Annotated in this window: 19 protein-coding genes; 13 read left to right on the top strand and 6 right to left on the bottom strand. The window is 71.3% G+C overall.

Features of this window, described 5'->3' with window-relative positions:
• Both ACGFZ2_RS15110 and ACGFZ2_RS15115 read right to left on the bottom strand, forming a co-directional pair.
• Positions 1 to 468: hypothetical protein (locus tag ACGFZ2_RS15110; RefSeq protein WP_393454434.1), on the bottom strand; the 468-nt coding region annotated here is incomplete at its 3' end.
• Positions 425 to 961 (bottom strand): M23 family metallopeptidase, encoded by a 537-nt coding sequence (locus ACGFZ2_RS15115; protein WP_393453724.1) that lies wholly within the window; start codon positions 959 to 961, stop codon positions 425 to 427. The genes ACGFZ2_RS15115 and ACGFZ2_RS15110, both read right to left, overlap by 44 nt.
• Before the next feature lie 348 nt (positions 962 to 1309).
• On the opposite strand from ACGFZ2_RS15115, the gene ACGFZ2_RS15120 reads away from it, so the two are divergent.
• From ACGFZ2_RS15120 to ACGFZ2_RS15150, 7 genes are all read left to right on the top strand, one after another.
• Positions 1310 to 2356 carry a sensor histidine kinase gene (locus tag ACGFZ2_RS15120; RefSeq protein ID WP_393453727.1) on the top strand — a complete coding sequence of 349 codons (1047 nt, stop codon included), beginning with the start codon at positions 1310 to 1312 and terminating at the stop codon, positions 2354 to 2356.
• The gene (locus ACGFZ2_RS15125; protein ID WP_393453730.1) at positions 2349 to 3446 is read left to right on the top strand and encodes a hypothetical protein; all 1098 of its coding nucleotides are present in this window, start codon (positions 2349 to 2351) and stop codon (positions 3444 to 3446) included. Before ACGFZ2_RS15120 ends, ACGFZ2_RS15125 begins: the two co-directional genes overlap by 8 nt.
• On the top strand, positions 3425 to 4081 hold the full coding sequence (locus ACGFZ2_RS15130) for a DNA-binding response regulator (RefSeq protein WP_393453733.1): 657 nt from the start codon (positions 3425 to 3427) through the stop codon (positions 4079 to 4081). Before ACGFZ2_RS15125 ends, ACGFZ2_RS15130 begins: the two co-directional genes overlap by 22 nt.
• Positions 4082 to 4412: 331 nt before the next feature.
• Positions 4413 to 5303 carry a peptidoglycan DD-metalloendopeptidase family protein gene (locus tag ACGFZ2_RS15135; protein WP_393453736.1) on the top strand — a complete coding sequence of 297 codons (891 nt, stop codon included), beginning with the start codon at positions 4413 to 4415 and terminating at the stop codon, positions 5301 to 5303.
• A gap of 450 nt (positions 5304 to 5753) precedes the next feature.
• Positions 5754 to 7130 (top strand): FAD-dependent oxidoreductase, encoded by a 1377-nt coding sequence (locus ACGFZ2_RS15140; RefSeq protein WP_393453739.1) that lies wholly within the window; start codon positions 5754 to 5756, stop codon positions 7128 to 7130.
• 172 nt (positions 7131 to 7302) lie between these two features.
• A complete protein-coding gene (locus ACGFZ2_RS15145) occupies positions 7303 to 8673 on the top strand; it encodes a PQQ-binding-like beta-propeller repeat protein (protein ID WP_393453742.1) in 1371 nt (456 codons plus the stop codon).
• Positions 8674 to 8937: 264 nt separating this feature from the next.
• A complete protein-coding gene (locus ACGFZ2_RS15150) occupies positions 8938 to 10161 on the top strand; it encodes a multidrug effflux MFS transporter (RefSeq protein ID WP_393453745.1) in 1224 nt (407 codons plus the stop codon).
• A 52-nt stretch (positions 10162 to 10213) separates the two neighbouring features.
• Here ACGFZ2_RS15150 and ACGFZ2_RS15155 read toward each other — a convergent pair whose 3' ends face one another.
• The 3 genes from ACGFZ2_RS15155 to ACGFZ2_RS15165 form a co-directional block, all read right to left on the bottom strand.
• Positions 10214 to 13114 (bottom strand): M48 family metalloprotease, encoded by a 2901-nt coding sequence (locus ACGFZ2_RS15155; protein WP_393454403.1) that lies wholly within the window; start codon positions 13112 to 13114, stop codon positions 10214 to 10216.
• A complete protein-coding gene (locus ACGFZ2_RS15160; RefSeq protein ID WP_393453748.1) occupies positions 13114 to 13650 on the bottom strand; it encodes a hypothetical protein in 537 nt (178 codons plus the stop codon). Before ACGFZ2_RS15160 ends, ACGFZ2_RS15155 begins: the two co-directional genes overlap by 1 nt.
• Positions 13651 to 13809: 159 nt before the next feature.
• On the bottom strand, positions 13810 to 14685 hold the full coding sequence (locus ACGFZ2_RS15165; RefSeq protein ID WP_393453750.1) for an amidohydrolase family protein: 876 nt from the start codon (positions 14683 to 14685) through the stop codon (positions 13810 to 13812).
• 113 nt (positions 14686 to 14798) lie between these two features.
• Here ACGFZ2_RS15165 and ACGFZ2_RS15170 point away from each other — a divergent pair, with 113 nt between their 5' ends.
• The 6 genes from ACGFZ2_RS15170 to ACGFZ2_RS15195 are packed head-to-tail and all read left to right on the top strand — an operon-like array spanning position 14799 to position 20570.
• Positions 14799 to 16019, top strand: coding sequence for a M20 family metallopeptidase (locus tag ACGFZ2_RS15170; protein ID WP_393453753.1), 1221 nt, complete (start codon positions 14799 to 14801; stop codon positions 16017 to 16019).
• The gene (locus tag ACGFZ2_RS15175) at positions 16016 to 17047 is read left to right on the top strand and encodes a Gfo/Idh/MocA family protein (protein WP_393453756.1); all 1032 of its coding nucleotides are present in this window, start codon (positions 16016 to 16018) and stop codon (positions 17045 to 17047) included. The genes ACGFZ2_RS15170 and ACGFZ2_RS15175 overlap by 4 nt, the downstream gene beginning before the upstream one ends.
• Positions 17034 to 18329 carry an ABC transporter substrate-binding protein gene (locus ACGFZ2_RS15180; RefSeq protein ID WP_393267291.1) on the top strand — a complete coding sequence of 432 codons (1296 nt, stop codon included), beginning with the start codon at positions 17034 to 17036 and terminating at the stop codon, positions 18327 to 18329. Before ACGFZ2_RS15175 ends, ACGFZ2_RS15180 begins: the two co-directional genes overlap by 14 nt.
• A 59-nt stretch (positions 18330 to 18388) precedes the next feature.
• Positions 18389 to 19348: a carbohydrate ABC transporter permease gene (locus ACGFZ2_RS15185; RefSeq protein WP_393453759.1), complete on the top strand. Its 960-nt coding sequence runs from the start codon at positions 18389 to 18391 to the stop codon at positions 19346 to 19348.
• Positions 19345 to 20178, top strand: a complete 834-nt coding sequence (locus ACGFZ2_RS15190) for a carbohydrate ABC transporter permease (protein ID WP_393267297.1) — start codon at positions 19345 to 19347, stop codon at positions 20176 to 20178. Before ACGFZ2_RS15185 ends, ACGFZ2_RS15190 begins: the two co-directional genes overlap by 4 nt.
• A gap of 8 nt (positions 20179 to 20186) precedes the next feature.
• Complete coding sequence (locus ACGFZ2_RS15195; RefSeq protein WP_393267300.1) at positions 20187 to 20570, top strand: L-rhamnose mutarotase; 384 nt, start codon at positions 20187 to 20189, stop codon at positions 20568 to 20570.
• A gap of 62 nt (positions 20571 to 20632) precedes the next feature.
• On the opposite strand, the gene ACGFZ2_RS15200 is transcribed toward ACGFZ2_RS15195, so the two are convergent.
• Positions 20633 to 21763 (bottom strand): mandelate racemase/muconate lactonizing enzyme family protein, encoded by a 1131-nt coding sequence (locus ACGFZ2_RS15200; protein WP_393453762.1) that lies wholly within the window; start codon positions 21761 to 21763, stop codon positions 20633 to 20635.
• Between the last annotated feature and the right edge of the window lie 111 nt (positions 21764 to 21874).

Below are 21874 nucleotides of genomic sequence, written 5' to 3' on the forward strand. Positions count from 1 at the left end.
CCGCCACCCGGTGTTGCTGGCTGCCTCATATAAACGACCATCGCGCACCGTGTAGACAATCTTGGTGCCGTCCGCGCGAAGCACCGCGCTGACCGCGGTTCCGTGGACGGGTTGCCCGTTGTGGCCGACCAGCAGGGGCTGCCAGTTGGCGCTGCTCGACTCGTACACCGCGCCCCCACGCACCGTGTACACCACGACCGCGCCGTTGTAGGGGATCGCCGATACCGCGGAGACCTGGTCGTGGTTGGGCACCTGCAGATTCCGCCACCCGGTGTTGCTGGCTGCCTCATATAAACGACCATCGCGCACCGTGTAGACAATCTTGGTGCCGTCCGCGCGAAGCACCGCGCTGACCGCGCCCGCGAGAACGGGTTGCCCGTCAGACCCGACCGGCAACGGCCGCCAACCAGTGCTGTCCGCGGTCTCAAAGACCTGCGTATCCGCCCGGGGCGGTCGTTCCCGCGCCATCCAGGTAGACCAGCGGGTTGATGCGGGTGCCGCTCGGATCGATCATGTGCCAGTGCAGGTGCGGGCCGGTGGACGAGCCGGATCCCGGTGCACCAACCGCCCCGCCGGACAACCCGACGATCTCGCCCGTGCCGACCCGCGTGCCGTTGGCCAGTAGGAACTGCGACAGGTGCAGGTACTGGGTGCGGTAGCCGTTGTCGTGCTGAACGGTGACGGTGTAGCCGCCGGTGCCGTTGTTCGGATCGTTGGTCACGACACCGCCGCCCGCAGCGGGCAGCTGCGTGCCGACGGGCATGCCGTAGTCGATGCCGCCGAGCGACCCCCGGTTGAGATGTTCCTGCCAGGTCCCAGTGATCGGATAGCCACTGAAGGGGTTGTAGAAACCCGGGACGGCTGCCTCGGCCGCGCGCGCCCCGATACCGACCGCAGTGGCGGTACCGGCCGCCACCGTTGCGTACAAGAAGGTCCGTCTGCTGAACCCGTCGCCTGCCATCAACCGACTCCCACATAGAGGGGTGCTGTGCGCCGAACCTAGACAGGGCACGAACGGCAGGCATCGTGCGTTCGACCGACGGCCATTCAGGGCAGGGAACCACTCCCCAGACACACCATCCCAGACCGTCGAGCTACATCACGCCGACGGCACCGGCCGGTGTGAAATAGGGCGGGGCTCCGTTGTTAGGGTCCTCGCGTGGTTATCGAAGCCGATCGCAGTCTCGTGACGCGGCCGCAGGCCTCCTGCTCCTGCCGCGGGACATGACAGATCGCCATGCCGTCGAGTTCAGGGCCGGGCAGCGTAGAGGCGGAGTTCCTGGCCTCAGCACGCCGGTACGCGGCGCCCATGCGTGGGTTCCTGCTATTGCTCATCAGCGCATTCGGGCTTCTGACGCTTCCCGGCGATGCCCTGCCGCAAGGGTTCGCACTGTTCGGGCTGATGGTGGTCGGTGCCGTGGTGGACTGCCAGGCCGGGTTCTCCGAGCGCGCGGCGCCACTGGCGCTTACGTTCGCGGTGGCGCGTGTTGCGGCGATCTGCGTGACGCAGGAGTGGATTGATGGAAAGCCCAATCAGTGGGCACTCAACGCGCTGACCACGACGTCGATTACTCTGCAGTGGGACTGGCCGCCGAAGGTGTCGCTGCCCGTCACGGCCGGGCTGCTCGTGGTCGGCTTCGCCGTGGTTGGCGTCGACGAGGGGAGCGCGGTCGGCCTGCGGCTGCTGCTCGAGTGCGTCATGGCGCGTCTGGCGTTCGTGTTGTTGCAGCGGTCCAGCAGGCGCGTGGACGTGTTGCGGGCACGCCGGGCAGCGCTGGCGCGGGCCGAGGCGGTGGCGGTGGCGCGGCACTCGCAGGAACGGGAGCTCCTCGCGTTGTTGCACGACACGGCCTCGGCGACGTTTCTCCTGGTAACGGCGCACGGCCGGGACATCGACCCCAGGCAGGTGGCCGAGTACGCACGGCACGACCTGACCGTGCTCACAGGCGCAACGGGTGGACAGGCCTCGCAGGACAGCCTGGTCGACCTGAATGCCGCGCTGCGCTCCGTCGTGGACCGAACTCCACTGACCGTCGACGTCCTCTGGCGGGAAGGGGCGGTGGTGCCCGCGTCGGCGGCACTCGCGCTGGTGCGGGCGGTACGTGAAGCACTGGCCAACGTCGAGCGGCACGCCGGCGTACGCGACGCCACGCTGAGCATCCACGTCGAGGAGGATCGCGTAGTCGTTGCGGTCGACGACGCGGGCGTGGGGTTCTGCCCTGGCGAGGTGCCGCACTCCCGCCGCGGCATTCGCGGCTCGATCGTCGAACGCATGACCGCGGCCGGCGGCAGCGCCCTGGTCAGCTCGCGCCCCGGTACGGGGACCTCGGTGCGGCTGGTGTGGCCCGGTGCCTGAGAGCCGCGCCGCGCGCGACCACGTGCACCCAACGATGCGGATTGCGCTGCTGTGCATCACCGGCGTCGTGCAATTCGGGCTGTGTGTATGGCCGCTGATCGAATATGAGTACCAGCCGAGGTGGGTCGCCGTGGCCGCCTTCACGGCACTGGCGCTCGTCACGGCGGCCTGTGGCGTGTGGGTGGTGCGCCGACAGCCCATACCGGCCGTCGTCGTGGTGGTCGGCACGGCGGTCACGCTGGGAGCCTCGGCCGGTGCCACCCGCGTCCTGCCACTGGGCCAGCACTTCGGCACACCGGACTGGTCGTTCGGCCTGGTGGGGTGGCATCTGTTGCTGCTGCTCCTGGACCGCGTGCCCGTGCTGCTCACCGCCATGGCCGTGCATCTGACGGCGAGCGTTGGCCAATTCCTGTTGGCGGTCATGCCGGACCGCGCGGGGATCGGTGCCGCGGGCATCGTCGCGTTCGGCACTGCCAGCATCCAGCTGGCGGTCGTGCCGATCTCGCGGATGCTGCACCACAGAACCCGTCAGGCGATGTCAGTGGCCGCCGAGCAGGAGCAGCTGATCACCAGGGTGATGGCGGTCGAGCAGTGGGATCGGGAACAGCGCACCGTCTTCGCCGGGCAGTTGGGCGTGACACTGCCGCTGCTGGCGGACTTGGCCGATGGCGTGCTGGACCCCCGCGACGACGACACCCGACGACGGTGCTCCCTTGCGGCGACCCAGCTCCGCAGGTTGTTCGCTGAGAACGACGAGGTCCCTGATCCGCTGGTGCACGAAGTCACCGCGTGTGTCGATGAGGCCGAACGACGCGGCATCGAGGTGTCGCTGGCGGTCAGCGGCGCGGCCGTGGCGGTGCCCCCCGACGTGCGTCGGGAACTCACCAGCCCCGTCGTGGCGACGTTGGCTGCGGCACGGTCCCACGCGCGGGTGAGTGTGCTGCGCACCCACGAGGACGTGCGGGTCGCCGTGATGGCGGACGTCGGCACCGACGTGGTCACCGCAGCCTCCGCACAGGTCGTAGTCGACTGTGACACCTATGGCGAGTCCGTGCGAATGGAGGCCAGATGGCAGACGAGGAGCAGCTGAGCGCCGTAATCGTCGATGACCACCCAGCCGTGCTGGCCGGGGTGACCCACTGGCTGTCCTCCGGCACACCGCCGATACGGGTGGCCGCCTCGGGCAGTGACGTCCGCGTCGCGTGGCTCGGTGAAGGTGCCCAGGCCGACGTGGTCATCCTCGACCTGCACCTGGGCGGACCGACCCCGGCGATGGGCGACCTACGCAGACTGGTGCAGGCGGGGCGGCGGGTCGTCGTCTACTCGATGCGCGCTGACGACGTGATCGCACTTCAGTGCCTGGAGTTGGGCGCGCTGAGCTACCTGACGAAGGCTGAGGGCACCGAGCATCTCCTCAATGCCACCAGGGCCGCAGCGGCCGGCCAGGCGTACACCGCGCCATCCCTGGCGGGCGCGCTCGCCGGCGACCGCTCCGCCCACCGGCCGGTGTTGTCGGCGCGCGAGACCGAGGTGCTGATCCAGTGGTTCCAGTCGCACTCCAAGGAGTTCGTGGCTCAGCGCCTGGGGATTTCGCTGGGCACGGTCAACTCCCATCTGGAGCATATTCGGATCAAGTACGCGATGCGTGGCCGGGCGGCCCCCACCAAGGCGATGTTGGTAGCGCGCGCCATCCAGGATGGGTTGATCCAGGTCGACGATCTGTGATGGTGTGCGTGGTTGGCTTCTGCCAGGACGGCTGTCGGTCGAACGCACGCCTCGCCCGTCCTCGACGACTGCGGTCAGCTGGCGTGCCTTCCTGGCCGACGCGCCAACGTCGGCCTTCATCCCGTCACCACGAGCCCGATCGACCAGCATCGCGATCACGGCTCATCCGTCACCGCACCCACCGGCCACACGGCCGGCTCCTGCCCCGAGGTGGCCTCGGTCGCCATCTGGCGCCTTTCCCCTGATCGGTCGATCAACCGATATTTATACAGCCCGATGCCCCTAGTCTCGTCGCCATCCACGCACGACAAAGACGGATGAGGAGCCGATGATGGGTGAGGAGATTCAGCCCAACTGCTGTGGCGGTGCGACAGACCGGCCACCGGCCGGGCTCAGCCGCCGTACGTTGCTGCGCAGTACGACGTTGACCGCCGGTGCCCTCGTTGTCGGTGGTGGGATCGTCAGTCTTCCCGGGACCGCCCAGGCGGCACCGGTGATCTACAACCCGTTCACCGGCTACCCGATCACCGGAACCTGGCAGGACCACCTCGACTACGGGTCGCTCGGCGGGATCGACTTCGGGATGGGGGTCGGCACCGCGCTGCCGGCCTGCGGCGCCGGCACGATCCAGAACATCCCCTACAACGGGACGGGCGGGCACACCGTCACGATCTACCACGCGGACGGTTACCGCAGCCAGTACATGCACCTGTCACAGTTTCTGCTGGCCAACGGGACCGCGGTCGGCGCCGGGACGATCGTGGGACGGTCGGGCGGCGCTGTGGGTGCCCCCGGGTCGGGCAGCTCCACCGGCCCGCACCTGCACTGGCACATGATCAACCCGAGCGGGGTACGCATCAACCCGCTGACCTACATCAGCCAGAACCCGGGTGGCGGCGGCCTGCCCAAGACGACCACCGAGCAGGACGGCATCCCCGGCCCGATCTTCTACCAACGGATGCAGAACTGGCTACGGATCACCGCCGGCTACACCGGGCCGATCGACGGCGTGCCCGGCGTGAACACGTACGCCGCGCTGCAACGAGCCATGCGCAACTACGGCTACACCGGCCCCATCGACGGCGTACCGGGGCCGAACACCTGGAAGGCGGTGCAGCGACTCGCCTCCGGCTGGGGCTACACCGGCCCGATCGACGGGGTGATGGGACCGAACTCGTGGCGGGGCCTCGCCCGCTTCCTCAACCAGGACCAGTGGGACTGACCCCTCCCCAGACCACCGCCGCCAACCAAGCCTCGGCACGGAAACCACGAACCGCGAACCCCACTCGCTATGTCCACCCGGCACGAGGAGACCCAACCACCCACGACTGGGCTGCGCCGGCACCGATACCGCCGGCACAGCCCAGCCACGGTGACCAACAGAGCACCGAGGTTGCAGAAGATGTGACGGTCTCACCGCTCGGGTCTGACTCCGAGGTGAGGGGGCTGTCAGGCCGGAAACACCGTTAGATCCACAGACCCGCCCCGGCCGGGCGCCAAGAGCCCGCCTTCGACTTGGCCCGCACCGACCAGCGAGGACCGCGCCGGTCAACTGCCGAGCTGTGCGACGATCGACGAGCGTCATGTCGGCCGGTCTGTCCCCTGGGGCCGCGTACGCGCAGGCCGCTCGGCAGGCGCGCGCGGCACCTCTCGTACCCCCTTGGAGAGCACGATGCCCCTCTCCCCGACCAAGGTCTTCGCCGCGTTGAACGCCGTGCGACCACCCGCCCGGCAGTCCCCGGTCATGGGCAGGGCCGTCGTGGTCGGCGGCAGCGTCGCCGGCCTGCTGGCCGCCCGGGTGTTGTCCGACCACGCGGAGAGCGTCGTCGTCGTCGACCGGGACGACCTGCATCTGACCGGCGGTCGGCGGGGCGTGCCACAGGGGACGCAGTTGCACGCGCTCCTGCCCGGCGGCTTCCTCCAGCTCGAACGCCTGTTTCCCGGCTTCCGCGAACAGGCGCTGGCCCAGGGAGCGATCGAGGCTCCCCCCGGGACCAGACGCGCCTACCTCGACGGCCGGCTGAAGGTTGTCGTGCCCGACGACGCCGACAGCCTGACGGGCACCCGGCCGCTGCTGGAGGGGCTGATCCGTCAGCAGGTGCTTCGACTGCCCAACGTCAAGACGGTCGTGGCCCGCGCCACGGGTCTCGTGCTCGACGGTGGCGCGGCCACCGGCGTCCGCTGCGACGTCGGCGGGGTGCCCGGCGTCGAGAGCGGTGACTTCGTGGTGGACGCCATGGGGCGTTCGAGCAGGCTGTCCGAGTGGCTGGAGCACGCCGGCTGGGACCGCCCCGTCACGCGGCGGATGACCGTGAACCTGAACTACGCGACGGCCCTGTTCCGACGCCCGGAGACGGCTCCCGACCTCACGGTCGTCATGGCGCTGCACACTCCGGGGACGCCGCCGGACGTGGCCGGTGCCGCGGTCTTCGCCGTCGAGGACGGCCGGTGGATGGCGATGATGGCCGGGTACGGCGACAACCGCCCGGGAAGCACCGCCGAGGACTTCGTGCGGCGGCTGCGGGACCAGTTCCCACCGGAGTTCGGTGACGTCGCCGGAAACGAGATGCTCGGCGACGTCCGGACCTACCGCCATGCCGACAGCCGGCGGCGGGACTTCCACACGCTCAAGCGGTTCCCGGCCCGGCTGGTGAGCGTCGGCGACGCGGTCGCGTCGTTCAACCCGGTGTACGGGCAGGGGATGACGGCGGCGGCCCTGCACGCGGCCTGCCTGTCGGCCTACCTGCGGGAACGGCCGGATCCGGCCCTGCCCGCGCGCCGGTTCTTCGACTGGCAGAGGGTCGTGGTCGACGCCGCGTGGTCGACGTCCACCTCCGCCGACCTGGCCCTGCCGCACGTCGACGGGCCCTACCCGCGCGGCCACCGGTTCTCGAGTTGGATCAGCCGGCAGATCGTCACGGCGACCGTCACGGACGTGGCGGTCGCGCGGCGGTTCAACGAGGTCGTCTCCATGCGTGCGCATCCGAGGTCGCTGGCCACACCGGGCGTAGTGCTGGCCGCCCTGCGCGCCAACCGTCGGGCACCCTGACGGCGCCACCGGCACGTAGCCCGGGCCCACCGCGACGCCGCGGTCGACCTGGTCGCGATCCGGTTTCGGCCGGGACAGCTGCGGCGGTGAGTCGGGCGAGCGCTTCAGGTCGGCGCCCGGGTGCGGGCGGGTCCTACGGTGGGGCCTTCGCCACCGATCGAAGGAGAGACCGTTGTCACCGTCGTACCGCCCGCCTCGATGGAGCCTCGCCGGAACGGCCCTGAGCCTGGTCCTCGGGCTCGCCGCGTGCGCCGGGCCTCGGGCGGAGCCGCCGGAGCGGCCTGCACCGCAGATCGAGGTGAGCCAGGAGACCCTACGGGGCCGGGGCAGCCGGCCGGGGCAGGAGGGCCCCGACCCGGTCTGGTCGGTGTCGGTCAACCGGCTCGTCGATCAGCTGGCGCAGATCGGCCAGCTGATCGTCGTGCCCGACGAGCGGGAACTCCGGGCGGTGGACCGGTCCACCGGGCAGGACCGGTGGCGCCATCCGTTCCCGACGAGCTATCAGTACGCGGTCACCGACGGTCTGATCGTCGCGAGCGCCAGCAACGGAGGACCGCTGGAGGTGCTCGACGCGGTCACCGGCGCCACCCGCTGGCGGGCCGAGGACACCCAGGACGTCATCGTCCAGCAACAGGTCGTCTACAACAAGGAGTGCGTAGGCACAGGGCAGTCGGCGAAGTGCGTGGTCATTGCCCGGGACGTCCGGGACGGCCGTCAGCTCTGGAAACTGGCCGCCGACCGGTTCGCCCGGGTGACCGACGTCGCGCTCGGTGCGCGTATGCCGTATGCCCCGCCCACCGGGCGGTACGTGGCGGTGCGGCTGAGCGCGTCCGCCCCTACCTACACGGCAGTCGCGACCACCACCGGCAAGGCTGGGGCCGGGCGGTTGCCGAGCCGGGCCTGGTACGGCTTCGTCGCAGGCGACCTGCTGGTGACCACCGACAACGATCCACCCCGGGGTGATCGGCAGTGCACCGTCAGCATCGACACCGTCAACGCGGCAACCGGTGCCAGAGGCTGGTCCGGTGAGGTCTTCAGCGGGCGTAACGAGGATGGTGAGTGCGTCAAGCGGTTGACGAACCATCAGAGCGGGCTGGTCCTGATCGGGGCCGGCACCCGGCTCGTCGCGGTCAGCGCGACCGGCCGGCCACAGTTGGTGGACCTGCGCAACGGCAAGGCGGAGTGGGAGGGTGCCACCTCCGGCGTACCGATCGACGGGGACGACCGGTCGGTGCTGGTGCGGCGCAACGCCGACGAGGGTGAGCTGGAGCTGCTCGACATGACCACCGGCGCGTCGCGGTGGACCGCGCCGGATCCGGGGCTCTCCGGTGGGTCGGCGAGCTGGCGGTCGACCGTGACCGGACGGTTCGTGGCGGTCAGCGCTGCGACGGGCGGCCGGCCGTTCGTAATCGTCTACGACGTGCCGACCGGCCGCCAGCTCGGCCGTTACCCCGGTTGGCTCGCGGGCGCCGGGGACGACTGGGTCGCGGTGAGCCATCCCGGGGGATCGGACGGGATCACCCTGGATCTGCACACCTTCTGAACCGGTCCGTCCCGCCGGCCGCGCTCGTTCACCTGGTAGGCGACGTCCGGTCACTGCTGGCTGGCCGCCGATCAAGAGGCCGCGGTGTGATCTCCGTTGCGTCCTGGCCCGCGGGGGAATGAGATCACCGGACCGGGTTTTGGAGCCAGTTATGACTTCTGCACAGTCCCCGCGGCTGCGGGTCGACCGGTCGGAGACGATCCGATGACCGCTACCGTCGATGCTCCCGCTGGTCCCGCCGCCGCGGGGACGCCGGGTGACCTGATGAGCGCTCGGCAACGCCTGCGGTTCGTCCTCGTGCTCGGGTCGCTGATCGCGGTGGGTCCGCTGACCATCGACATGTACCTGCCCGCACTGCCCGCGATCGTCGCGGACTTCCAGACCACGTCGGCGGCGGTCCAACTCACCCTCACCGGCACGCTGGCGGGCCTCGCCGTCGGCCAGTTGCTGATCGGCCCGCTGTCCGACGCCGTCGGGCGGCGCGTTCCGCTGATCGCCGGTATCGCGCTGCACGTCGTGGCGTCGGTGCTCTGCGTCCTCGCACCGAACATCGCGGTACTCGGTGTGTTGCGGGTGGTGCAGGGCCTCGGCGTGGCGGCGGCCTCGGTGGTCGCGATGGCCGTGGTCCGCGACCTGTTCAGCGGCGCGGCCTTCGCCACGCTGCTCTCCCGGCTGCTGCTGGTCATGGGGGCGGCGCCGATCCTCGCCCCGACCCTCGGTGGCGGGTTGCTGCGCTGGACGGACTGGCGCGGCGTGTTTGTGGCCCTGGCCGTCCTCGGGGTGCTGCTCGTCGTGGTCGCCGCGCTCGGGCTGCGCGAGACGCTGCCGGCGGACCGGCGGCAGCGCGGCGGGGTGGTCGCGACCGTTGTGGTGTACGGCTCGCTGCTGCGGGACCGCACGTTCGTGGGCCTCGTCCTGGTCGCCGGGCTCGCCATGGCGGCGTTGTTCGCCTACGTGGCCGGGTCGTCGTTCGTCCTGCAGGAGCAGTACGGGCTGAACGAGCAGCAGTTCGGGCTGGCCTTCGGTGCGGGCGCGGTAGGGCTGATCGCGGCGACGCAGTTCAACGTACGGCTGCTGCGCCGCTATTCGCCGCAGCGGATCCTCGTCGTCGCCCTGGCTGTGGGAACGGGCGCCGGTGTGGCGCTGCTCGCCTTCGCCGCGACGGGGCTCGGCGGTCTGCCGAGCCTGCTGGCGTCGTTGTGGGTGGTGCTCGCCGCGGCGGGGCTTGCGATGCCGAACGCGCCGGCCCTGGCCCTGTCCCGGCACGGGGAAGCGGCCGGTACCGCATCGGCCCTGCTCGGCGCGGTGCAGTTCGGCGTCGGCGCGCTGGCCGCGCCCCTGGTGGGCGTGCTGGGCACGGGCGCGGTCGCCATGGCCCTCGTGGTCGCGGGTGGCATGGTGGCGGCGACGGCCGTCCTGCTCGTGGTGGTGCGGCCGTCCCGGCTCACCGAACTGGAACCGGCGGCGGTGGTCGTGGCAGCGCACTGAGGAGCTGCCGTGTTTCGTGGCCGGGCGGCGGTCGCGTCGCCGCCCGGCGCTGTCACGGGCGCCTCAGGCCGCCGTCTCGCAGCACCACGTCGGTCCGGTCGAGCAGCGACGTGAGGGCGTCGCTGGCCTTGGCGATGCTGTCGTTTGATGCCGTGAAGAGGGCGGAATCCCCCTGGTCCAGCGATTGTTGGCACTCCTGGCTGCCCTTTGCCGCTTGTTCGATGAACCTGCGCCAGAGCACCTGGCCCTGAGGGTCGGGCACCCGGAAGTAGCGGTCGGCGTCCCGCGCGACCTGACCGATGTCGGCACAGATCGGCCGGAACGTGGCCGGGTCGATCTCGGCGCGTGCGCTGTTCGCGGCGTCTGCGGCGTCCGCGGCCTGGATCTGTGCCGTACCGAGGCGTTCGAGGGCATCGGCGTAGCGCCTCACCAGGTCCCCTGCGCCGAGGTTCTTCCACGCGAGCACCTGCATGGCTCTTGTCTCGGCGGACACCGCCGGCGGCTCACCAACGGGCACCATGAGCTGCACGTTGGCCGCGGCCTCACGTTTCGAGGAGCGCTTCATGTCCAGCAGGCTCGCTTCCTCCAGCACGGTGACCCCCACCGCGGCGGCGCACAACACACCGACGCACAGCCGTCGGGCGACCAACCCGCCCCGTCCTTCCCTCGCTGGACGCGCTTTGGCGGCGTGGTGCCCTCCGGGTGTCCACACCTGGCGGATCGCGGAAACGGTTGCGGCCGCGATGACGGCCGTGACCGCGGCGACCACGAGAACCTGGCCCGCGAGAAGCTGGACCAGCGGCCAGGCCGCGGCCGGACGCCACTGGCAGGACGATGCCAGGGTGTTCAGCAGCGGAACGCACCCGTCGACGGACAGGAGGCCGAACCATCCGCCGAGGCCGATCAACGCCGCGAGTTCGGCGGTGATGATCGCGATGAGCAGCCGGTGGCGACTCGCGACCGCGCTCGCGGCGACGGCGGCTGCCGTGGCCGCCGTCACCAGGGCCACCAACACCCACCCCTCGTAGATCCAGAGGTACAGGCCGCCCCGCTGCCCACGCGGTGGTTGCCAGGAATGCATGTACGCCGCCGCGCCCGCGACGGCCACCCAGCCCGACACCCCGCCCAGCGTCGCGACTCCGAGCATCCCTCGCAGCGGCGGCAGCTCCACAGGTGGCTCCGCCGCGGCCGGCTCCCGCAGCGCGCCGGGCACCCAGCGGAGCGTGGCCGTAGCCCGTCGGCTCGTCCAGGCCAGCAGCGGCACGGCCCACAGGGCCGCGACCATCGGTAGGACGAGGGGCTGGTCCAGGCTGTGCAACAGCGGGTGGACGATGCCGATCACGCTGGCCGCGGCAGGATGGTCGGCCGCCTCGCCGGGGTAGTCGCGCTCCAGCAGCGCATGCGTGTCGAACGCCGGCCCGTTCAGGTACTGAGAGCCCCACTCGCGCCACCACGTGAACCATGCCGACAACACAAGGCACGCGGATGCCAACCCCGCCAGCATCACCGGCCGGATCGTCCGGCCCGGCCATGCCCTGAGCCACAGGTGGGCGCACTGCGCGACCCACCAGGTGAACGCCGCCCCGGCGAGAACCACCAGCACCAGGATCGCGGGGCGTTGGGGCAGCCACTCGGTGAGCACGATGTCGTTCAGCACCAGCTCGCCGGCCATCATCCCCGTTCCCAGCCACAGCCCTGCCCGCAGGCCGGAGGGCACACGCCGTCCGGTGAGCACGGCATGGGCCACGGCACGCCACAGGGCGACCCCCACCAGCCCGGTGACCAGCCCCGCCGCCGCGACAGCCGCCACCTGGCCGAGCCACGGGCGGGTCAGATCGGACATGCTCAGGTACAACCGCACCTGGGAGTTGATCAGAGTCGCGGCGACCCCGGTCAGGAACATCGGCAGCGACCGCAGACCGAACAGCACCGCCGGATCGTCCAGCGCCTCTCGGCGCAGATCCCATCGCGGATGGGTGCGCCACAGCTCGACGAACGAGGCGCCCAGCCGCCTCAGTCTCCCCTCGGGCGGGCCCGGGGTCGCCACCGCCCAGGGGCGGGGGTCGGCGCCCCATCGCGCCGCGGCCAGATCGGCGTAGATCTCCCGGCTGCGCAGCACGTCCGACCGCGCGAGATGGATCAGCGCCACCAGGAAGACCGCCAGCACGAGGTTACGGGTCGCCATCGGCACCGCACCGGACCACTCCGGCGACCACGGCCCACCTGGGAAGGCGATGATCCACCACACGACGTAGGGGAGGAGCACCACTGCCAGGAACACCCGCCACACCGCGACGGTGGCGTAGGCGAGGGTGACGTCGCCGTTGCGGATGTGGGCGAACTCGTGCAGCAGGACCGCCCGGAACGCCTCGGGATCGGTGGCCCTGCGGGCGAGCAGCCCACCGTGCAGGCACACCGTCGGCCGGCGGTTGCGGCCGAACACCACCGCCCCGGCCGAGGCCGCCGCCGGATCCACGACGACATTCGGCGTACGGGCCAGGCCAGCCGACGCCGCCAGACTCTCCACGGTGCGCAGGATCTCGCCGTCACGGTCGATCGCCGTCAGCGGGACGACCCGGCCACGCCGCGCCTTCCAGAGATGCAGGCACCAGAACAGCACACTGGCCAACACCACCAGCAGAGCCGGCCACGCCAGGTGGATCCACCACGGCAGCGGTCGCTCATGGCGGGCGATGCACGCCTCGTAGGCAGCCACGTTGGCCATGAAGCTGGCCTCGCCGGCCGCGCTGTAGGCATCGTTGGGATCCATCCCGGTGGCGAGCAAACAGGCGAAGCCCTCCACGCTGTCGGTGTCGGAGAGCCACGCGGTGACGTTGGCCGTCATGGTCGCGCTGCTCACCAGCAGCAAGACCACCAGCAGCACGAACCGCACGGTCGTACCGGCACCCATCGCCCGCTCGTCGACGCGCGACCGGGCCGGCTCGGCGACCATCACGCCCTGTCCCCGGGCCCGGGCCTGTCCGGGCTCACGGGCTCCGGCACGGGTGTCACCGGCGCGGTCAGCGCCAGCCGGGTCACCAGCGCGTCGGCGATTGCCGTGGCCCGCTCGTCGTCCAGGCCGCGCTGCACGGCGACCTCCACCACCCGCTGCCGTACCTCGCCGAGTTGCTCGCGGGTCAACGCGGGGACCTCCGCGGGCTTGGCCCGCCGGCGGAAGACCTTGCGCAGGACGGCTCTGGTTCCCTTGGCGGTGCCGTCCACGGCCGACGCGGCAGCCCGGTCGGCGAGCTGCTGCACGACCAGCCACACCACCGGGGTCGCCAACGCCACGACCTCGCCCCAACCGAAACCCAACGGCTCACGCCGCCCGCCCCGGGTGCCCAGGCGCCGCACCACCGTGGCGTCGTCGAACGCGACCAGCCCGTCCACCAGAGGCAACTCCTCCGGGGCGACCGAAGCCACCACGTCCCGGACCACCTCACGCACCTTGACCCGGCCGGCCGCGCCTTCCTCCTCAGTCGTGGTCACCACACCTCCCCGCACCGCCCGAAAACCGGGCGCAAACGACATGGGCGCATGCGCATGTATATCTGCACGGTGCCACTCGCCGGCAGGTCCCGGGGGCGGGTGTCAGCTTTTGACGAAATGATGGCGTGCGTCTCCCCGGATGTGCGTACCGTTCTGGTGCTACATCTGGCGATCGGCGGCGGGGCGCCCGGTGGGCACCGCGGCGGTGCGCTGGTCCAGGGCGCGCAGGAGGTTGGCGCCGAGGACGTCGTCGCGTTCGGCGGCGGAGAGTTCGTCGAGGCCGACCGGGTGCAGGGTCTGTGCGAACGACACGTGGTCGAGGCTGGGCGGGAAGTCCGAACCCCAGTACAGGCGCCGGGTGCCGAAGTGCGTCAGGAGCAGCTCGACGAACGGTCGCGCCGCCTCGTGCGGGTAGCCGTGGGAGGGTTCGCTCACGGCGTACAGGCCGGAGATCTTGACCCCGACGTGGGGTAGCCGTGCCAGGTGGGTGAGGGGCGTGAGGATCTCCCGCGCCTCGTCGCCGGTGGGCACCACGGGCTGCGCGCCGGGCAGTCCCAGGTGGCTGAACAGGATCGTGCACCCGTCCAGGGCGGCGAGGGCCGAGCCGAGCCGGTCGGTCGCGGCGGGTGTGGCGTTCAGGCTGAGCAGCACGGCGGCGTTGTTCAACGCCGCGGTGTGGCGTGCCAGCCAGTCGGCGAAGCGGTCCGCCGAGGTCGGGTCCGGCAGGTAGGCGGCGATGCCCACGAAACCCGCCGACCACCAGCGGTCGAGCGAGTCTTCGTCGGCTGGTCCATCTGGTGGGACGTAGGCGACCGGCGCGATCCAGTCGTGCGCGGCGGTGAGGGCGGCCAGATGGTGGTTGTTCCCGGCGAAGCCGGCCTCGCCTTCGTAGCCGATCACCAGCGACCGGACGATGCCGTGTTCGCGGCGTAGGCCTTGGTAGACGGTCAGTTCGTCGCCGCCGGCGGGGGAGCGGCCGTAGCGGCCGGGGTAGCCGGCGGCGAACAGGTGCAGGTGGGCGTCGGCGCGTTGCATGGTTCGGACCCTAACTCAAATTTCGCCTGGCCATTGACGCGGAGACACCCCTGACTTAGGTTCTTGTCTCAATTAGGTCCGGATTACGTTGGCGCGAGCGAGGAGTGAGCCGGGTGACGCTGCCAGGCGACGAGGTTGATGAGCTGGTACGGCTGCGGCGTCAGCTTCACCGGCACCCCGAGCTGCGGTTCACGGAGCGGCAGACCGCAGCTACCCTGGAGCGCCTGCTCGGGCCGCTCGGTCGGATTCGCACCGGAATTGCCGACACCGGCGTCGTCCTGGAGATCGACGGTGGTGTCCCGGGGCCGACGGTCCTCCTTCGGGCCGATATGGACGCCTATCCCGTGCAGGACAGCAAGCAGGAGCCGTACGCCTCCCGCAATCCGGGCGTGTGCCACGCCTGCGGGCACGACGTGCACATGACGGTCGCCTACGGGGTCGCCGCCCGGCTCGCCGCCGACCCACCCGCCCGGGGTGCGGTGACCGTGCTGTTCCAGCCGGCCGAGGAGATCCCGTTCGGCGCCGACTCGGGGGCTGCCGCGGTCCTGGCCGACGAGGCGTTCCGCGACCGCCGGTTCGACGCCGTGCTCGGGCTGCACTGCTGGCCCGACCTGCCCGCCGGAGCGGTGGGGATCGACCGGGCGACCGCGATGGCGGCCAAGGACGCGTTCCGCGTCGAGGTGCTCGGGCGGGCCGCGCACGCCGCCACCCCGGCGCTGGGCCGGGACGCCATCCTCGGCCTGACCGCCATGGTGTCCACGTTGCACGCGGCCGTCTCCCGGTCCCGCGACCCCGACGAACTGGTCGCCTTCAACATCGGCACGATCGCCGGCGGAGCGAGCCAGAGCCAGGTCGCCGAGCGGGCCGAGGCCACCGGGACGCTGCGTACCCACGACCCCGTCGTGCGGGAGCGGCTGAAGGAGGTCATCGAACGCGTCGCCCGCCAGCAGGCCGCCGCGCTCGACCTCGGCGTACGGTTCGCCTGGGCCAACGAGATGCCGCCGGTGCGCAACGCCCCGGAGGTGGTGGCTCTCGCGCACGCCGAGCTGTCGGGGCACGTCGACGTCGTCGACCTGCCGGTACCGCCCCTGACCACGGACGACTTCGCCCTGTTGGGCGCGCTCGGCCCGAGCCTGTACGTCAAGCTCGGGGTCACCGGCGAACGCGGTGGAGCGCCGCTGCACTCCGGCGCGTTCGACGTCGACGAGCGGTGCATCGCGACGGGGGTCGCCGCCCTGGAGCGCCTCACCCGGGCGGTCCTCGACGGTCGGCTCGCGGAGGACGCACCGGCCCCGGTCGCCGGCGCGGGCACCGCGGCGGCGGTGGCCCGGTGAGCACCGGGCCGCGGGTGGCCGTGGTCGGGGCGGGCGCGTTCGGCGCCCGGCACGTCGCCGCGTACCGGTCGCTCGGTGTCCGGGTGGACGCACTGGTCGACCCGGACACCGCCACCCGGGAGCGGGTCGCCGCCCAGCACGGCATCCCGCGTACGTTCGACTCCGTCGCGGCCCTGCTCGCGCAGGCGGCACCGGATGCCGCCTCCGTGTGCGTGCCCGGGCCGGCGCACCGGGCCGTCGCGGTCGCACTGATCACCGCCGGGATTCCCGTGCTGGTCGAGAAGCCGCTGGCCGCGACGGTCGCCGACGCCACGGCGATCGTCGCGGCCGCCGAGGCGCACGGGGTGCTCTGCCAGCCGGGGCACATCCTGCGGCACAGCCCCGCCCACCGGGCGCTGCACGACGCGGTCCGCGAGGGCCGTCTGGGCCGGGTGCTGGCCGTCTCCTCGCGCCGGGACCGCCCCCGCTCCCTGACCCGGCTCTTCCCGAACGACCATCCCGCACTGCTGACCGCGGTGCACGACATCGACCTGGCGCTCTGGTACGCGGCAGCGCCGGTGGTCGAGGTGCGCGCGGCGGCCCGGACCCGACCGGGATCGGCGACGCCGGTCCTGGTGTGGGCGGAGCTTCGACACGCCAACGACGTCGTGTCGTCGATCCGCAACAGCTATCTCCTGCCCGAACACACCCCCAACCACACCTCGGACCTGGTCGAGGTGTATGGCACCGACGGGGTCGGCCACGTCGACCTCGGACACTCCACGGTGCTGGTGCAGGCCGAGCAGACCGAGGCGCCGGACTGGCTGCTCTCCCCGGTCGACGGCGGTGGCGCGCTCGCCGCCGAGCTCCGGCACTTCCTCCGCCAGGTCGACGGCAGCGACGCGTCCCCGGTCGTTCCCCTGGCCGACGGACTGCACGTGGTCCAGATCGCCGCGGCCGTGGTCGACAGCGCCGCCGCCGACGGCGCCGTCCGCCGAATCCCTCAAACCCCCTCGCTGACAGGAGCTTCTGCCGATGAATCGACGTAGATTGGCCGGTCTCGTCGCCGCGGGCGTGGCCGCCGCCGCGCTGCTGACCGGCTGCGGTGGCGACGACGCCGCGGGCGGCCCGGTCACCCTGAAGGTGCTGACCTGGGAGCCGGGTGGCACCGAGTACTGGAAGCAGGTCAAGACCAGCTTCGAGGCCAGCCACCCGGACATCAAGCTCGAGATGCAGTCGGTGCCGTTCGACAAGTACCCCGAGGTGCAGGGCCCGTACATCACCTCGCAGTCCGGGCCGGACGTGATGGCCAACAACGCCGGCCTGGAGTTGTTCGACCGGCGTGGTGCGTACGTGCCGCTGGGCGACAAGGCCGCGGAGATCAACAAGGACCTCGTCACCTACAGCGGTGCCTGCGAGGGCTTCGACACCAGCAAGCCCTGCTACGGCGTGCCCTTCTCGTACCAGGGCAACGTCCTCTACTACAACAAGGACGTGCTGACGGCCGCCGGGCTCGACCCGGAGCGGCCCCCGGCGACCTGGGACGAGTTCGGCGCGGCCTGCGACGCGGTCGCCAAGACGGGGAAGACCTGCCTGGCCCTGGGCCTGTCCGGCACGTTCCCGGCCTACTGGGACTTCCCGGAGATCGCCCGCAGCTACCTGAGCGAGGACGACATCCGCGGGTTGCTCGCGGGCACCCTGTCCTGGAAGGACCCGAAGCTGGTCTCGGTGCTGGAGAAGCTGGCCGAGATCACCACCAAGGGCTGGGCGAACAAGAACGCGCCGTCGATCACGATGCTCCCCGACGGGGCGGACATCTTCCAGCGCGGCGGCGCCGCCTTCGCCGGGACGATCATCTCCGACGCGGTGAACTGGGAGGCGTTCGGCAAGGCCCTCGGCGACGACAAGCTTGGCGTGACCCGCTGGCCGGCGGCCAACCCGACGGCGCCGCTGGCGCAGAAGTTCTCCGGCATCGAGGGCGCCGTCTACGGGGTGACCAAGTGGAGCGAGAAGAAGGACGCCGGCCTGGCCTTCATCACCTGGCTCGCCGGCAAGGAGAACGGCGAGCTGTGGGTCAAGCACGCCAAGGGCCAGCCGCTGAACAAGAACGTCGACAAGGCGCTGCTGCCCTCCTCGCCGGCCTTCCAGAAGATCCAGGAGTTGGTGGCGGATCCGACCCTGCACGCCGGCGTGATGCTCTCCGGCCCGGAGGCCGACGCGCTGGCCCGTGGCTGGCAGCAGGTCACCCTCGGCCAGCTCACCGTCGACAAGTGGGCCGAGCAGATGCAGCAGGCCCTGGAGCGCAGCCCGACGAAGAAGCAGAACAAGTAGTCGCCCCGGGCGGGGCGGCCCCGGCCGTCCCGCCCGGCCCGCCCCAGAGAGGAAACCCGATGACCATCTCCACCGCGCCGGTGTCGGAGCCGGTGGTCGCGGACCGCCCGCCCGAGCCCGCACGCCGTCCGGTCCGCGCCGCGCGGATCCGGGAGTGGTGGCTGGGTGCCGCCCTGGTGCTGCCGGCGCTGGCCCTGGCCGTCGCGTTCAAGTTCGTGCCCCTCGGCCGGGGCGTGGTCACCAGCCTCGAATCGTCGAGCGGTTTCGGTGGCAGTTCCTTCGCCGGCGCCGACAACTACACCCGGATGCTCGACGACCCGGTGGTGCGCTCCAGTTTCCGCAATGCGCTGCTCGTGGTGGCGACGCTGCCGATCTGGGTCGTGCTGCCCCTGGTCCTGGCGGTGGTCATCCACCAGCGCGCCCCGGGCTGGAAGTTCTTCCGCGCCGTGTACTTCATCCCGTACACCATCGCGCCGATCGTCGTCGGCATCATGTTCCGGCAGATCCTCGCCCCGGACGGGCCGCTCAACGCCTTCCTGCGCTCGGTCGGGCTGGACCCCCTGGCCCTCGAGTGGCTCAACGGCCGCTACAGCGCCCTGTTCTCGCTCGTCGCGGTGGCCCTGTGGAGCCTGTTCGGCCTGGGCGTGATGACCTACCTCGCCGGCCTGGCCACCGTCCCCGAGGAGGTCCTCGAGGCCGCCTACCTCGACGGGGCGAACTTCTGGCGGCGGCTGTTCTCGGTGGTCGTGCCGATGCTCCGGCCCACCGTCGCCTACTGGAGCGTGCTGTGCGCCTCCGGCGTGCTGATCTGGCTGTTCCCGCTGATCTACGCGCTGACCCAGGGCGGGCCGGGGGACGCCACCATGCTCCCCGAGTACCTGGTCTTCCTCACCACCTTCCAGTTCCTGGACCGGGGGTACGGCTCCGCCATCGGCATCGCCCTGTTCGTCTTCGTCGCCCTGCTGTCGATCCTCAGCGTGCGGCACATGTTCACAGAGGGGACCCGGAGAACGCGATGAACCGGCGTGCCACCGCCCGGCTGGGGCGTTACCTGTTGACCTTCGCGCTGGTGGTCGTCGCGGTCGCGGCGGTCTACCCGTTGCTGTTCACCATCGTCAGCTCGCTGAAGACGCAGACGGGCTTCGCGCGGGACCCGCTGGGCCTGCCCACCGGCGTGACCCTGGAGAACTACCTCGAGGCGTTCCGCCGGATGGACATGCCGCGGCTGCTGCTGAACTCGCTGATCACCACCGCCGGTGGGCTGGTGCTGTCGGTGCTGGCCGCGCTGCTGGTCGCGTACGCGGTCACCAAGCTGCGCTTCCGGGGCGGCAAGCTGGTCTTCCTGCTGATCATCGTCACGTTGACCATCCCCAGCCAGGCGATCATCTATCCGCTGTACCAGACCGTGCTGGACCTGGGCATGTCCGGGCAGTACCAGGGCCTGATCCTGGCGTACGCGGCGTTCGGCCTGCCGTTGGGCACGTACCAGCTGGCCGGTTACTTCCAGCAGGTGCCCGACGAGCTGATCGAGGCGGCCAGGGTGGACGGCGCCGGCCACTTCACCATCCTGTTCCGCCTGCTGGCGCCGATCGCGACCCCGGCGCTGGCCGCGCTGGCCATCTTCAACTTCGTCTGGATGTGGAACGACCTGCTGCTGCCCCTGGTCATCATGGGCGGCTCGGACAGCAAGACGTTGATGGTCGGCGTCTCCCTGCTCAGCGGCCAGTACGACGTGTCGGTGCCGCTGGTCAGCGCCGGTCTGATCGTCGCGCTGCTGCCGGTGTTGATCATCTACCTGGTCTTCCAGCGGCAGCTGGTGGCCGGCGCGTTGGCCGGCTCCGGCAAGTGAGCCCGCCGGTGGAGGTTTCCGGTGCGGACGGGGCGGCCGGGCCGGGGGAGTCCGGGCCCGGGGTCCAACTGTGCCACCTCTACCGGCTGCGCCCCGGGGCGGAGCGGGAGTACGAGCGCCGGCACGCCGAGATCTGGCCGGAGATGTCGGCATTGCTCGACGACGCCGGCATCTACGACTACCACATCTACCGGCACGGGCTGCTGCTGATCTGCGTGCTGCGGACCCGGCACGGTCACCCGCACGCCCGACGGGTCACCGGCGCGTCCGCCGTGCAGGCCCGCTGGACCCGGTCCCTGGCGCACCTGTTCGCCGAGATCGCCGACGCCGACGGCGAACCGCTGTGGGCGTACCCGGTCTTCCACCACGCGGGCCGTCCCGCGGGATGCTGAGCGCGGCGTCGCGCACCCCCGTGGCCCGGCGGACCGTCCCGCCGGGCCACGGCGGTGAGCACTCAGACCGCGTAGGCGACCGAGCCGTCGGCGCGCAGCGGGATCCGGGTCAAGGGGCGACCGGTCAGGTCGAGCGGCGTGGCGTCGGTGAGGTCCAGTGTCACGCCGAGTCCCGGTTCCTCCGGCACCGGCAGGAAACCGCCCTGCCGCCGTACGCAGGCACGCGCGGGCCCGTCGGCGAGCTGGTCGTCCAGGGGCGAGTACTCCTGCACCACGAAGTTCGGGATGGCCGCGTCCAACTGCACCGAGGCCATGGTCAGCAGTGGACCGAGACAGTTGTGGCTCACCACGGCGGCGTGGTGGGCCTCGGCCAGCGCGGCGATCTTGCGGGCGTGGCTGATCCCGCCGGCCAGGCCCAGGTCGGGGCGGACGTACTGGGCGCCGCCCTGGGCGAGCAGCTCCTTGAACTCCCAGATGGTGTGCAGGCGTTCGCCGTTGGCCATCGGCACCCCTGCCGCGCGGCGGGCGACGTCGGCCTGGCTGCTGACGCTGTCGATCTGGATCGGGTCCTCCACCAGCAGCGGCAGGTGCCTGGCCAGCGCGGGCACGACCGCCTCGGCCTGCAGGGGCGTGAGCTTGCGGTGCAGCTCGATGAGCAGGTCCACGTCGGTGCCGACGGTGTCGCGGACCGCGGCGGTGGTGGCCTCGGTGGCGGCGACCAGCCGGGCCAGCGACAGGTCGGGGTAGTCGGCCGGCAGCGGGTCGAACTTGACCGCCGTGAAGCCGTCGGCCACGGCTGCCGCGGCCTGTGCGGCCAGCGCCTCCGCCCCCGTGCCGGGCAGCAGCAGGTGCAGCCGGATCCGGTCGCGCACCCGGCCGCCGAGCAGCTGCCAGACCGGGACCCCGAGGCGCTTGCCGAGCAGGTCCCACAGGGCCAGGTCGACCGCGGAGACGGCGGCGGAGAGCACGGAGCCCCGGAACGGTCCCATCCGGTAGAGGTGGTGCCAGTGGTGCTCGATCCGGGTGGGGTCGGCACCGAGCAGGTGCGGACGGAACGCCTCCACGACGGCGTGCACCGCGGCGGGGTAGCCCCAGCAGGCGGACTGGCCCACGCCGACCAGCCCGTCCGATGTGTGCACCTGGACGAAGTGCGCGTCGCCCAGCACCACCGACTCGACGGCGGTGATCTCCATACCTGCCTCCAAATAAGAGACCAATAACGGCCAGAAACTTGCTCTTGCACTCTTCCATAGCCTTACAGCGCTGGTCTAGGCTTCAAATCGAACGAGCCGGAATAAGGCTCT

Origin of the sequence: Micromonospora sp. NPDC048063, assembly GCF_043202855.1 — a bacterium.
Taxonomy (GTDB): domain Bacteria; phylum Actinomycetota; class Actinomycetes; order Mycobacteriales; family Micromonosporaceae; genus Micromonospora.